Genomic DNA, 14,440 nt, shown 5'->3' with positions numbered 1-14,440 from the left:
CTGATATCGAATACTCGCCGATACTGCTCTTTACCCCGCCCCTTTCAATCTGCACATCCCATTCCGACACGCTCATCAGCATGGCTTCTTTCGGCAAGCCCGCAATGATCTGCTCTCCCCATCCCGGCCGCCATCCCCAGTCCCACACGATCAGCTGCGGCGCCGCCACCCCTTCTTCCTGCTGCTCCATCCCTTTCCGTATCCCTTTCGCATACTGGTGATTCAATTCCGCGATCACCGCTGCCGCACCCCTCGGGCCGCAACGCGGGCACGCCGCACCCTGGCCGTGCGACCAGCAATTGGTCCGGTTCTCCGACGCCGTAATGGAAAAGAACCCACCCAGCCCCGGAACCGCCGCCGTTATCGCCGCCACCCCGTTCCGCAGGTACGCCTGCACTTCCGGATGGCTCGTGCACAAACTCGCCGCCCCGCCCGCATCCGCCCCCTTCAGCCGGGGATGCTTCGCGAAAAAAGACGCCGGCCAGGTCCGCGGCTCATTGAGGTACAATATGATCTTCACCCCCTGCTTCGCCGCGCGCGCCACCAGCTTCCGCAAATTGCGCAGCCGCTTCTCATGCCCCACGCTCTGCGATGCGTCCCAGGGAAACGGCACCAGCTTGTGCAGCACGATATGGATCCAAACGCTGTCCATCCCGCAGGCCGCGAGGCGCGCCAGGTAATGGTCCGGGTATGGATCGGAAGACGCATCCAGCAATGGATCGCCGTATAAAGCGAAATAAGAATAACCCAGCCGCGGCGAAAACCCGCCGGATGGCACATCGGGGATATCCGGCCGGGGGGCCGACAGCTCCCCTATAAAATGAAAAAGCGGTTCCGATTCACGGGGCATCCCTTCCGGGAATTCCTGCCGCATCACTTCGCCGATCCTGGCTGTAGCGGCCGATGGCGCCTGGTATTGCACCGGCGCGCAGGAGGGCTTGAAGCTGCCCAGTTTCTCATATAAAAAATCATCTTCGCGCAGCGTAAAATCCAGCTTCTTCTCATCCCACCCCAGCAACGCCATCAGCTGCGTACGCGGCAGCAAATGCCAGTTGCGGCGGATGACCGTAATGTAACTCCGCTCCCAGGCCAGCTTGCTGACGGCCGCAGGCGCCCGCAAGCCCATCGCCAGCCCGGAAGCCAGGATGTTCTCCTTCGTGGTGCCTGCAATGCGCGCGAGCGTTTCGTGCGGCACCAGCGACCAGTTGCGCCATACAAAAGCGTGGTAAGTATCCGGAAAATGCGGCAGCACCAATGCTGCCTTGTCCGTAAGCGGCGGCATGGCGGCGAATGCGCGTTGCCAGTTCAATAAAAAGCCGGCGGCTGCCAGCGACAGATTTCCGAGGAATTTCCTCCGGGCAATAAGGTGTGACATAACGGGAACGTGGAATCTTGCTCCATAATACAAAAATCCCCGTTACCGTCATAGCCCTCAGGCAGTGCGCGGGGGCACTTTGTTGATGGGATGCGGCAGGGGCTCGCCTTTCAGCCCAGCGATGATGTTCTCCGCCGCCATGCGCGCCATGCCGCCGCGCGCTTCTTCCGTGGCGGATCCGATATGCGGCAGCACCGCCACATTGGGCATTTGCAGCAGCAGGTTGTGCTTGTCCATGGGCTCGGGGTTCGTGACATCGAGGCCCGCGCCCCAGATCTGGTGGCTGCGCAGGGCTTCCAGCAGGTCGTCTTCGTTATGCATGGCGCCCCGCGCGGCGTTCACAAAAATCGACTTCGGTTTCATCTTCCGGAAAGCAGCCGCGTTGAAGACGCCTTCCGTTTGCGGCGTCAGCGCGGCATGTACGCTGAGCACGTCGCTTTGCGCCAGCAACTCGTCGAAGCTGACGTATTTCGCGCCGAGTTCTTTTTCCGCCGCTACGTTCCGGCTGCGGTTGTGGTAGATGACCGGCATATCGAAAGCGCCGCGGCATTTGCGGGCCAGCGCCGTGCCGATGCTGCCCATCCCGAAAACGCCCAGCGTCCGCCCGTTGAGCTCCATGCCGAGGTTGGCCGTGGGGTCGAAGAAGCCCCAGTCTCCCTTCTCTATCGTCTTATGCATGAAAAACGCTTTCCGCGAAACCGCCAGCATCAACAAAAATGCCGTATCCGCCGTGGCATTGCTCAGCACGCCAGGCGTATTACCGACAGGAATCCCCAGCGCCGTGGCTGTATCCACATCCAGGTTGTCGTACCCGGCAGACATGAGGGCGATTACCTTCAAATGCCTGCTTGCCTGCAAAAATTCCGCGTTCAGCTTATTGCCGCCCACGCTCAGCAAGGCATCCACGCCCCTGCAACCTTCGATCAGCTCTTCCGGTGTGAGGTTGCGCTTTTCCGTATGCGCTGTAAATTCAATCCCCGCTTCGCGCAGCAACTGTAATCCGGGTTCGGGAATATGTCGGGTGATGAAGATTTTCATGTGGATAGATTTGATAAGTGTGTAAACAGATAATTGCAATTTACGACGCAGGCGCCTTCTTATCAACTGCTGAAACAAAACGGCCCGGAGCGCATTGCCCCGGGCCGTTTCTATTGCATATCAATAATATTACCGCGTCTGGTCCGCTTCTTTCAGCCGTTCCAGCTCCGCCGCCATCGCTTTCACTTTGCCGGGATGCTGCGCCGCCACGTTCTGCCGCTCGCCTTTGTCGCTGCGGAGATTATACAGCTGGGGCGCTTCGTCGTTCCCGGATTCGATATTCACTTCCTTCATCAGCTTCACGCCTTTGGATGGTGAAATGTATTTCCAGTCGCCCTGCACGAGCGAAAGCGATCCGCCCTGCAACACCACCCAGGAGCGGCCTTCCGCTTTTTTTCCCAGCATCGCCGGGAGCACGTCGTGGCTGTCGGGCGCCGCGCCGGGCGCCATCTTCTGCCCTGTCAGCTCTGCGAACGAAGCATACAGATCCACCTGGCTGATGAGCGCGTCCGAAGTGCCGCCGCCTTTGATCGTTGCGGGCCAGCTGATGATCCAGGGCACGCGGGTGCCGCCTTCAAAGGCGCTGTACTTCCCGCCCCTGAACGGACCGGCCGGCTGGTGGCCGTTTTGCTGCGTCACCGCACCGTCTGCATAACCATCGTCGAGCACGGGGCCGTTGTCGCTGGAAAAAATAACGATCGTATTTTTCTCCAGTCCCAGCTGGCGGAGTTTATCCATAATTTTCCCTACGCTCCAATCCATCTGCAGGATGGCATCGCCTCTGTATCCCATGCTGCTCTTGCCTTTGAAGGCGGTTGCCGGCATGCGGGGCACGTGAATATCGCTCAGGTTGAAGCAGAGGAAGAAGGGCTTTTTCCTGTTGTTCTCCATGAATTCGATCGCTTTGTCGGTGAAGGCGTATGCGATTTCTTCGTCGGTCCACCGTGCGCGGGTGCCGCCTTTCATCCAGCCGATCCTTCCGATGCCGTTGACGATCGTATTATTATGCCCGTGGGAAGCGGGCATTTTGAGCAGTTCGGGGTTTTCTTTGCCGGTGGGCTCGTTGCCGATCTTTTCCTGGTAATTGACTTCGATGGGATCATTGGCATCCGCCCCGATGATTTTCCGGTTTTCCACGAACACGGTAGGTACGCGGTCGGCCGTTGCGGGGAAGAAGAAGGCGTAATGAAACCCGACTTCATTGGGCCCCGGCCTGATATCAGTGTTCCAGTTGATGGGGGAGCCGTCGCCCAGCCCGAGGTGCCACTTCCCGACGAGGGCAGTCTGGTACCCGGCTTGCTGCATGAGGGATGCGAGCGTAGGGGAACCCGGCGGGATGATCATGGCCGCGTTGCCCGGGAGCACGCCCGTTCCTTTCTTGCGCCAGGGATACCGGCCCGTAAGCAGTGCGTAGCGCGAGGGCGTGCAGGTTGCGGAGGTGGTATGCCCGTTGGTGAAGCGGATGCCGCTTTTGGCCAGGGCGTCGAGATGGGGCGTTTGCACCTGCGTGGCGCCGTAACAGCTCAGGTCGCCGTAACCCACATCGTCTGCATAAATGATAATGACATTCGGCCGCTGCTGGGCGTTCGCTCCACCCGCCAGCCAGCCGCATAACAACATAAAGAGTAACCGTTTCATGCGGATAGGATTGTTCCGCGCAATCTTACTCAATTATTCCGCATAATTCAACTTAAATTGATTAATTTGATAGAGATATGCGTCGGGCGATAAAATATGCATTTATTTCCTCATGCGATATTTGTCAATTTGAAATTGTGCTATTCGTATGACGACAACTTTACCCAACATTTTGCTGATCGATGATGATGCCGACGATCAGGAGATCTTCCTGTCGGCGCTGGCATTCATCGATAACCAGATCCGGTGCTTGCTCGCTGCCAACGGGCAGGAAGGCATCCATCACCTGAACGTTTCCGAATCATTGCCCGACCTCATCTTCCTCGACCTCAACATGCCCGTCATGAACGGCATGCAGTTTTTAAAGGAACTGAAGGGCAGTCACCGCGCTAAGAACGTCCCCGTGGTCATCTATTCCACCGCGTCCGACCAGCAAACCATCCGGCAGGCGCTGGCCCTGGGGGCTTTCCAGTTTTATACCAAGCCCGAAAAGTTCTCCGAACTGGTGAGCATGCTGCATGACTTGCTGTACCCCGCCACCCGGCGCTAACATCCATTCCAGACACACCCGCCATCAGCCTGACTACATGCAAAACAAGCAACTGCTTGTGCGGAAATTCCGTATTCCGATTGTCCAAATACATTGCATGAAGCATCTGTCGCTCCTGATCTTTCTGTTGGCTTTCTTCACCAGCCTGCGCGCGGACCATATCACCGGCGGGGAAATGTATTACACGGTGGTTTCGAGGAGCAACGGCAGCACCACTTACCAGGTGACCCTCAAACAATTCCGCAGCTGCGGCACCCCGGGCCGGCAGTTCTACAATCCTATCTACATCGGCATTTTCAGGCGCGGCAACAACCAGCAATACCAGATGCTGCAAGTCCCCCTCAACCGGGAAAAACAAATCAGCCATACCAGCACCGATCCCTGCATCACGCGCCCGCCGCTGGTTTGCTTCTACGTGGGATACTGGGTTTTTCCCGTCACCCTGCCCGATTCGCCGGACGGATACGTCATCACTTCGCAGGTAACCAACCGGGTCGACCTGATCAGCAACCTCATGGCCGGCTACGGCCGCATCGGCGCCACTTACACCACCGAAATCCCCGGCACCTCGCAACTTGCCACCGCTCCCGATAACCGCAGCGCGCAATTCACCGGCAGCGACCTGGTGACCGTGTGCGCCGACAATCCTTTCGACTACAGCTTCGCCGCCACCGATCCCGATGGCGACGAGCTCCGGTATTTTTTCTGCGACGCCTACCAGACCATCGGCTACAGCGGCGGTGGTGGCGGCCCTGGCGGGCCAGGCGGCGGCGGAGGCGGCAACAACAGCCAGCCGCCCGTGGCGCCGCCTTATTCCAGCGTGCCTTATGGCGGGCAGTTCAGCGGCGATGCGCCCCTGGGCGTCCGCGTCAGCATAGATGCCGTTACCGGCCTCATTACCGGCATCGCGCCGGAAACGGGGATTTATGTGGTCACTGTTTGCGTCCAGGAAATCAGGAACGGCATCGTGATCGCCACGCAACGGAAAGACCTGCAGATCAATATCACCGGGTGCACCCTCGCCGCCGCCACGCTTTTGCCGGAGTACATGCTTTGCGGCAATTCGCAGCAACTGGTAGTGGCCAACCGCTCGAACAGCCCGCTCATCGCGCGGTGGGACTGGGAGTTCCGCAATACTGCCGGCCAGGTCGTGTATACCGGCACCGATCCCACGGCAGATTTCACGTTCGCGCAACCGGGCACCTATACCGTGAAGCTCACTACCAACCGCGGCATGCAATGCCCGGATTCCACGGAAGCCCTCGCGCTTGTGTACCCCGGTTTCAACCCCGCTTTTTCTTCCCTTGGCAGCTGCATCAACAAACCCGTTTCTTTCACCGACCAAACCACCACCAGCTTCGGAACGGTGAATTACTGGTATTGGGATTTCGGGCAGCCGAATGTGATGACCGACAACTCCGTCCAGCAGAACACCAGCTGGACGTACCCTTCCACCGGGCCTTTCACCGTTTCGCTCATCGCGCATAATTCCGTGGGCTGCAAGGATACCATCCGGCAAACGGTCACGATACTTGACAAACCGCCCATCGGGCTGGCGTTCCGCGACACGCTCATCTGCCCGCCCGACCCGCTCACGCTGCAAGCCACGGGAACGGGGATATTCACCTGGTCGCCGGCGGTGAACATGACCGGCGCGCAAACCGCCACGCCGCGGGTGAACGTTACGAGCGAAACGAAGTATTACGTGGACCTCGACCAGAACGGCTGCCTGAACCGGGATTCCGTGCTCATCCGCACCACGGATCATGTATCGCTGCAAATGCCGGCCGACACGCTGATTTGCCTGGGCGATACCATCCGGTTGCGGCCGCAGTCGAACGGACTGGTATATAACTGGTCGCCCGCAACGGGGCTTTTATCTCCCGGTGCGCCCGCGCCGCTGGTGCGGCCTCCGGGCGACACGCGCTACCTGCTCACCGCCAGCGTCAGTGCCTGTACGGCAAGCGGGGGCATGTGGGTTCGGACGGTACCTTATCCCATCGCCAGGGCGGGCGCGGATACGATGATCTGCTTCGGCACCGAAGCGCGGCTGCACGCGGCTACCGACGGGAGCGCTTTCAGCTGGTCGCCCCTGCTGCCCGGAACGCTGGATCCGGTGATCCGGCCGTCGGCTACTACCGCGTACATCTTCACCGCCACCGATACGCGCGGCTGCCCCAAACCGGCGCGCGATACGGTGTTGGTGACGGTGCTGCCGAAGGTCCGGGCGTTTGCCGGGCGCGACACGGCGGTGGTGGTGGGCCAGCCCCTCCGGCTGCATGCATCCGGCGGAAGCGGTTACCATTGGTCGCCGGGCGCGGGGCTTTCCGACCCGGACATCGCCGATCCGATAGCCGCGTACAACAGTCCCAGCACGGGCATCCGGCTGAAGGTGCTCGTCACCGACCAGGCAGGCTGTGCGGATTCGGCTTTTCTGACTGTGAAAGTTTACAATACGTTGCCGCAGGTGTTTGTGCCCACGGGCTTCACGCCCAATGGCGATGGCATCAACGACTGGCTGCGGCCCATCGGCGCGGGGATCCGGGAGATCCGGTTCTTTAAAGTGTATAACCGCTGGGGGCAGCTCGTTTACAGCGGCCATGAAAATAACCGCGGCTGGGACGGGCGGATCAACGGGCAGCTGCAGGGCAGCGGCACATTCGTCTGGCAGGTGAGCGCGGTGGATTATCTCGGTACCGACTTCTTCCTGACCGGCACGGCCACCCTGTTGCGATAACGCTTATATTCGCGTATGGCTTCGAAGCACCACCTGCCCGTCATCAGCATACAGGATATCTGCATACCTCTTAAAGCGGAGGTGTTCAGTATTTTCCGGCATGAAGAGCAGGGCCGGGCGAGCCTTCCGCAGCCGCACAAACATGACTTCTACATGCTGCTGGTCGTTATCCGCGGCAGCGGCACCCATACCATCGATTTTACGCCTTACCCGGTAAAAGCGGGCTCCGTGTATTTCCTGGCGCCGGGGCAACCGCACGACTGGGAGTTATCGCCGGGTACGAAAGGGTTCCAGCTGATGTTCGGCAGGGATTTTCTGACGGGCGACACGCTGCAATGGCCCTTCTTCTCCTTTTCCGCCAATCCGCACCTGGCCTTGCCGCCGAAGCCCTTTGCGGCGGTGGTGCGGGAGCTGGAAAGCATCCTCGAAGAATATGCGGTGGCCGATTTTTTGTCGGTCAGGATCATCACTTACCGGCTGCTCGCCTTGTTGACGATGCTGGAGCGTTTTTACGAAGAAGCGCACCCCACGCCCAACCAGCCGCCGGTGCAGCGCCTCGTGAAACAGTTCCTTTCGCTGCTGGAGCAGCACTACCGCGAAAATGCCACCGTCGAGTTTTACGCCGCGCAGCTGCATGTGACGCCGCAATACCTCAACATCGTTTGCCGCAAGGAAACCGGCAATACGGCGGGCAACCTGATCCGGCGGAGGCTGTTGCTGGAGGCGCGCCGCCTGCTCACGCTCACCACGCAGGATGTGAAAGAGATCGCGTACGAACTGGGGTTCTCCGACACGTCTTACTTCTCCCGTTTTTTCCGCCGCTATTCCGGCCAGTCTCCCCTCGCCTTCCGGCAACAGTTTCAGAAAGTACCCGAATCCCCACAATAATCCCCCTTCCGCTCCTCCTTTTGCAGGTAATTTTGGAATTCAACTTCGGATGATGAAGACAATTTTACTGGCGCTCGCACTGGGCCTTACGATGCCTGCCTGCGCGCAGCAAGAAAAAGAGATGAGCAAGATGGACAACAGCGCAAACAACCGTTTACAATCCGCCGCCGCCAAGGGCGACACCACCGCGATCCGCGAGGCGCTCCGTGCCGGCGCACAGATCGAGGCGCGCGATGCGGAAGGGCGTACACCCCTGATGACAGCCGTGTATAAACACCAGTCGCAGGCTGCGCAGGTGCTGATCGATGAAGGCGCAAACGTGAATGCGCAGGATAAAATCCTGAATTCGCCGTTCCTGTATGCCGGCGCCGAAGGTATGACCGGCATCGTGCGGATGTGCATGAAAGCCGGGGCCGATTACACCGTCTACAACCGTTATGGCGGCTCCGCCCTCATCCCCGCCTGCGAGCGCGGGCACGTGGAAACGGTGATCGCGCTGCTGGAAGACAAAAAATTTCCCATCGACCACATCAACCGCCTCGGGTGGACGGGCCTGCTGGAAGCAGTGATCCTGGGCAACGGGGGCGAAAACCATATCAGGATCGTGCAACTGCTCATCAATGCGGGCGCCGACCTGAATATCGCTGATAAAGATGGAGTTACGACGCTGCAGCATGCGCGGCAAAAAAGACAGACCGAAATCGTCCGCCTGCTCGAAAAGGCGGGTGCGAAATAAACGACTTAGAGTGATAGGCGAGGAAAGAAGAAAGAGGGCCGTCCGAAAGGGCGGCCTTTCTTTATTCACACAAACAAATTGGCGTGGATATTAAGTTTTTGCCTGCATGGATGGAATGATTACATTTGAAAAGAGCTAGTTTGAAAAAAGAAAATACGCCCTGAATAGAAAATTCCTGATGCCAGAGATATTAACCCTGACAACATGAAAATCACCGCCGAGATAACCCGGTTGCCGGATACAGGATGCAAGCGGGTCCCCGAAGAAAAACACTGCCAGGTAAGGATTATCAATTCCCTTGCCCTCGCCATCGGCGGGAGCCTCTTTGCGCTCGGCGTGGTTTATTATTTCATCAGCGGCGCACCCATCACCATCATCGGCAACACTGCGGCATTGCTGTGTTTCAGCTCGGTAGTCGTGCTGAACCATTACGGCAAACTGCAGCTCGCCACCATGTGGCTCGTACTCCTACAATCCATGTGGGCCGTGTATTTCGACTGGCTCCTCGGGCCTGGCGTGATCTTCATTATCGCCTGCATGTCGATGATCAGCCTCACGTACCTCACCATCGAAAATCATTTCCGGCAGATACTGGCCGTGGTTATGCTGAGCCTGGCCATCATAGCGATGGAATGGCACCTGCTGAACGGGAAACCGCCGCACCTTCTCCTGTCCGAAGATGTGATCAGGTCGTTGCGGTGGACCAACATCGCCTGGCACGTCAGCGTTCCGCTGCTTTGCATTTATCATTACAAAAAATCCTACAACGCATTGCTGGCGGAGCTGCGGCACAAAAAAGAAGAGCTGGAGAAATCGAATAATTCGAGGAAGCTGTTCCTCCAGGAAACGAGCCACGAGATCCGCAACCCGCTCAACGCCATTTTCGGCATTGTGCAGCTCATGCGGATGGATATCCAGAACGGCCGCTCGCCCGAAACCATGGGCGGGCTGGTGGATCACTTGTATGTGGCAAGTTTCAACGTGAAAGATATCATCAACAACGTACTGGAATTATCGCGCATCGAATCGGGGCAAACGGATGGATTGCAGCTCCGCGATGTGAAGACGCATACTTTCCTGCATAACATCGTCCGCATATACGAATTGCTCGCGGCAGCCAAATCGGTTACCATCCGCCTGCATATTTCACCGCTCCTGCCGCATGTGGTTAAGACCGATGAAGTGAAGCTCTCGCAGATATTGAACAACCTCCTCACCAACGCCATTAAGTTCACCAACAACGATTCTGTGATTGATGTGCATGGCGGGGTGAAGGACAATGCATGGTTCATCAGCGTTACCGACCAGGGCGGCGGCATTTCGGAAGACAAGCAGGAAATCATCTTCGAACCGTTCGTTTCGGTGAAGAAGACGTTCGTGGAAGGGACCGGGCTGGGATTGTATATCACCCAGCTATTCGCCAGGCAGCTGGGCGGGCAGGTACACGTAAACAGCGTGGCCGGCGAAAGCACGACGTTCACCGTTTCTTTCCCGATTCCGGAAGGCGCGGCGCTCCCCGTCCGGGAAGAAGTGAAAGCCCAGGCGCCCCGGTTCGCGGGCAGTACGGTGCTGGTGGTGGAAGACGACCGCATGAACCAGATCATCCTCCGCAATTTCCTCCTTTCGCAGGGCATTCACGTGCTGGCGGCGGAAAACGGGAACGACGGGCTGGCCATCGCCCGTGAGAAAACACCGCATCTCATCATCCTCGATTCTCACATGCCCACCATGAACGGCAGCGAAATGCTCCGGCATCTCAAGAAAGATCCCCTCCTGCAACATATCCCCGTGATCATCGCCTCCGGCGACGCTTTCACCGAATCGGCGGAACGCTTCCGCCGCGAAGGCGCCAGCGACTACGTCGTGAAGCCCATCGAATTCACCGCATTAGGCCATGTGCTGGAGAAACACCTCCATCAACCGTAAGCCCTGTTTTACATCTTTCCGGTTTTCTGTTACACAATTTTGGTAAAACCCAATACTGGCAAGGGATTTGAACATTCTTCCCCGTTATCTTGTTTTCATTTTTCCAAACCTTGCTACCATGAAACCTGGCGAATCATCACCGCACCACCATCACCCGGAACATCATCACCAGCCGGCAGACCATACGCAGGTACATCACGATCCTCCCGAAGCTGCACCCATGCACGGGCACGACGGTCACGACGGGCATGCCGGCCACAGCGGGCACGATCACCAGGGCATGATCGGGGATTTCAAGAAAAGATTTTACGTAACGCTCATACTTACCATACCGGTACTGCTTCTCTCGCCCATGATTCAACATTGGATGGGGGTAGACTGGCAATTCCTGTTCTCCGACAAGCTGCTTTTCGCACTGTCGACCATTATTTTCGTATATGGCGGATGGCCGTTTCTGAAAGGCTGGGCCGATGAAATGAAATCCCGCAACCCCGGCATGATGACGCTCATCGGGTTTGCCATCAGCGTGGCTTACATCTATAGCGCCGCCACTGTTTTCGGTTTGGAAGGAATGGATTTCTTCTGGGAACTGGCCACCCTGATCCTCATCATGCTGCTCGGCCACTGGATCGAGATGACGTCCGTTGCCGGTGCATCGCGCGAGCTGGAAGCGCTCGTCAAGCTCATGCCTTCCACCGCCCACCTCATCCGTAACGACAACATTTCCGAAATACCGACCGATCAGCTGCAGAAAGGCGACCTCATCCTGGTGAAGCCCGGCGAAAAGATCGCGGCCGACGGCGTGATCACCGAAGGCGAAAGCACGGTGAACGAATCCATGCTCACGGGCGAATCGAAGCCGGCGGAGAAGCAAACCGGCGACAAGGTGATCGCGGGTTCCATCAACGGCAACGGCGCCCTGCGCATCCAGGTGACGCACGGCAGCAAGGAATCGTACCTGCAGCAGGTGATACAGCTGGTGAACGAGGCGCAGCAGGATAAGTCGCGCACGCAGCTGCTGGCCGACAAAGCCGCGCGCTGGCTGACGGCTATCGCCATTGTTGCCGGTCTCGCCACATTTTTCGCCTGGTATCTGAGCGGCAGCACCCTGGCCTTCGCCATCGAGCGGATGGTGACCGTGATCGTGATCTGCTGCCCGCACGCCCTGGGGCTCGCCATACCGCTGGTGGTGGCCAAATCCACGGCGCTGGCCGCGCGCAACGGCCTCCTCATCCGCAACAGGACTGCTTTCGAAAACGCCCGCAAGATTACCACGCTCGTGTTCGATAAAACGGGTACGCTGACTGTCGGCGAGTTCGCCGTAACGCGGTATGCTTCGCTGACGCCGGAATTGAAGGAAAACGATATCCTCCGTCTCGCCTACGCGCTCGAACAGAGTTCCGAACACCCCATTGCCACGGGGATCGTGGCGAAAGCGAAAGAACTGGGACTTCCGGCGGAACAGGCTGGCAAGATCACCGCCATCACCGGCAAAGGCATCACCGCAGACCTGAACGGCGCTACCATCGCAGTAGTGAGCCCCAACGCGCTGCAAAACCCGCCGGAAAAAATCGGCGCCGGCGAAACGCTGGTGTACGTGCTGCGCAACGACGCGCCGGTGGGCTTCATCGCCCTTTCCGACCAGGTGCGCCCCGAATCCGCCGAGGCTATCCGCACGCTGCATGCGCAAAACATCAAAACCGTATTGCTAACCGGTGATAACAAAGTTGTGGCGGAAGATGTGGCCCGCAGCCTGGGTATGGATCAGTTTTTCGCCGAAGTGCTGCCCCACCAGAAGCTCGAAAAAATCGCGCAATTGCAGCAATCCGGCGAATTCGTGGCCATGACGGGAGACGGCGTGAACGACGCGCCCGCCCTCGCCAAGGCCGACGTAGGCATCGCCGTTGGCTCCGGTAGCGACGTGGCTGCCGAAACGGCGGACATCATCCTGGTCAACAGCAACCCTAAAGACGTGGCCAGCCTCGTCCTCTTTGGCAAAGCCACCTACAAGAAAATGATACAAAACCTGGCCTGGGCAACCGGCTACAACGTGATCGCGATGCCCCTGGCCGCCGGGGTACTGTCAGGCGCGGGCGTACTGCTCAGCCCCGCTGCGGGCGCGGTGCTGATGAGTATTTCCACCATCGTGGTGGCTATAAATGCGGGAATGTTGAAAATCAAGGCTTAACGTTTGAAATGCTGCTGACAGCCTCCAAGCATCTTCCAAGCTCCTCCAATCGCGGCAAGGGTTTGAGGGCGTTTGGAAAAAAGGATGCAGTTTACTTCTCCAGCCACCAGCGGTTAACCGTATTCTCCTTCCCTTCCAGCACTACTTTGTAGAATTTGGAAGGCAGGTCCTTAACGCTCACCACCGCGTGGCGCTGCGCCGCGGGCACTTCAGCGAGGAGGCGGTATTCATCGGTGCCTCCGGTTTTGTAGGCGTTGGTGGCAGCCACCCAGATTTTCACCTGGCCACCGGGATCGGGGCTCACCCACGAAATATCCAGCGTGCCGTTGTAATGTTGCACCTGGGGATGCGCAACGGAAACCTTCCCAGACAAAGCCACACCGTCGGACTCGCGGGCCACGTGCTGCGGCAGCGGCAGTTGCAGGAACCGCGCGATCGTAGGCATGATATCCACCACACCCGGGTACGACATTTTCGCGTAAGTGTTCGGTTGTTTTATATTGAAAATGATCCAGCCGGAGCGCTCACGGAACGACTGGCCGCCGTGGTGCTTGCCGGTTTGTTCATCGCGGCCGTGGTCGGTAGTGATGACGATCAGCCATTCCTCCTTGAACCGTTGCTGGCGGTATTGCACTGCTTTCCAGATCTTGCCCACTTTTTCGTCCATTTTCTGGATGGAAGAGATGAACTCGGGGCTGTCGCCGTACATATGGCCCATGTCGTCGGTATATTCGAGGTACACCCAACTGAGGTCGGGCGCTTGATCGCGGAGGGATTGGGCGGCCACATCGGCCACGTGCGCGTCGATCCGTTCCATATAGGCCTTTTTGCGGTCGTGCGGAAAGCGGACCGTATCCAGTTCGAAGCCATCGGCTTTGATATCGATCGCGAGGTTGCCGGTGGCTTCCAGCCGGTCGCCCACCAGTTTGGTCCGGTTATCTTCCCAGCTGCTGTAAATAGCGGTTTTCTTTTGGGGGAAATGGGATTTAAAGGTCCGGAAGATGGTCCAGTAGTGGTAATTAGGTTCTTTGATATCATTGTCCCACACGTTATGCTTGTTCACCCAGGTGCCGGTGAGCACGCTGTTGTACCCGACGGCCGAGATGGTCGGGGTTTGGGTATACCCACCTTTTTCGCCGCCTACGTAAGCACGGAGGTAGCTGCCGGACTGGATGATGCTTTTGAGGTGGGGGACCGGTTGTGTTTCCAGTACATCGGCGGAAATGCCGTCCACGATGATGAAAACAGCTTTCCGCTGCTGTGCGATGGCAGTGCCTGTGAGCAGCGCGAGGCAGATAGTCAGGATTCGATTCATAATACCCATTAAAAATACATTTATTAAATTTAAAGCCTAATCTCTACGT

10 protein-coding genes are annotated in these 14,440 nt (G+C 58.1%); 6 read left to right on the top strand and 4 right to left on the bottom strand.

Annotated features, from left to right (window positions below; all coding sequences use genetic code 11):
* The 3 genes from Q0510_RS16690 to Q0510_RS16680 form a co-directional block, all read right to left on the bottom strand.
* The coding region (locus Q0510_RS16690) for a hypothetical protein (protein WP_298714336.1) at positions 1–1,375 on the bottom strand (1,375 nt) is incomplete at its 3' end.
* A gap of 57 nt (positions 1,376–1,432) precedes the next feature.
* Complete coding sequence (locus Q0510_RS16685; RefSeq protein WP_298714333.1) at positions 1,433–2,413, bottom strand: D-glycerate dehydrogenase; 981 nt, start codon at positions 2,411–2,413, stop codon at positions 1,433–1,435.
* Between the two features lie 129 nt (positions 2,414–2,542).
* Positions 2,543–4,051, bottom strand: a complete 1,509-nt coding sequence (locus Q0510_RS16680) for an arylsulfatase (RefSeq protein WP_298714330.1) — start codon at positions 4,049–4,051, stop codon at positions 2,543–2,545.
* A gap of 148 nt (positions 4,052–4,199) precedes the next feature.
* Between Q0510_RS16680 and Q0510_RS16675 the strand changes: the two genes are divergently transcribed.
* From Q0510_RS16675 to Q0510_RS16650, 6 genes are all read left to right on the top strand, one after another.
* Positions 4,200–4,601, top strand: coding sequence for a response regulator (locus tag Q0510_RS16675; protein WP_298714329.1), 402 nt, complete (start codon positions 4,200–4,202; stop codon positions 4,599–4,601).
* Between the two features lie 97 nt (positions 4,602–4,698).
* The gene (locus Q0510_RS16670; protein ID WP_298714326.1) at positions 4,699–7,338 is read left to right on the top strand and encodes a PKD domain-containing protein; all 2,640 of its coding nucleotides are present in this window, start codon (positions 4,699–4,701) and stop codon (positions 7,336–7,338) included.
* Positions 7,339–7,353: 15 nt separating this feature from the next.
* Positions 7,354–8,226, top strand: a complete 873-nt coding sequence (locus Q0510_RS16665) for a helix-turn-helix domain-containing protein (RefSeq protein WP_298714323.1) — start codon at positions 7,354–7,356, stop codon at positions 8,224–8,226.
* A gap of 49 nt (positions 8,227–8,275) precedes the next feature.
* The gene (locus tag Q0510_RS16660; RefSeq protein WP_298714321.1) at positions 8,276–8,962 is read left to right on the top strand and encodes an ankyrin repeat domain-containing protein; all 687 of its coding nucleotides are present in this window, start codon (positions 8,276–8,278) and stop codon (positions 8,960–8,962) included.
* Positions 8,963–9,166: 204 nt separating this feature from the next.
* On the top strand, positions 9,167–10,888 hold the full coding sequence (locus Q0510_RS16655; RefSeq protein WP_298714318.1) for an ATP-binding protein: 1,722 nt from the start codon (positions 9,167–9,169) through the stop codon (positions 10,886–10,888).
* A gap of 118 nt (positions 10,889–11,006) precedes the next feature.
* Positions 11,007–13,076, top strand: coding sequence for a copper-translocating P-type ATPase (locus Q0510_RS16650; protein WP_298714316.1), 2,070 nt, complete (start codon positions 11,007–11,009; stop codon positions 13,074–13,076).
* Positions 13,077–13,167: 91 nt separating this feature from the next.
* Here the strand turns inward: Q0510_RS16650 and Q0510_RS16645 are convergent, their stop codons facing one another.
* Positions 13,168–14,391: an alkaline phosphatase family protein gene (locus tag Q0510_RS16645; RefSeq protein WP_298714313.1), complete on the bottom strand. Its 1,224-nt coding sequence runs from the start codon at positions 14,389–14,391 to the stop codon at positions 13,168–13,170.
* Positions 14,392–14,440: the final 49 nt, after the last annotated feature.

The sequence above is a fragment of the uncultured Chitinophaga sp. genome (assembly GCF_937874145.1).
Classification (GTDB): domain Bacteria; phylum Bacteroidota; class Bacteroidia; order Chitinophagales; family Chitinophagaceae; genus Chitinophaga.
The sequence above is the reverse complement of the archived record's forward strand: the minus strand, read 5'-3'. Positions and strand labels throughout refer to the sequence as shown.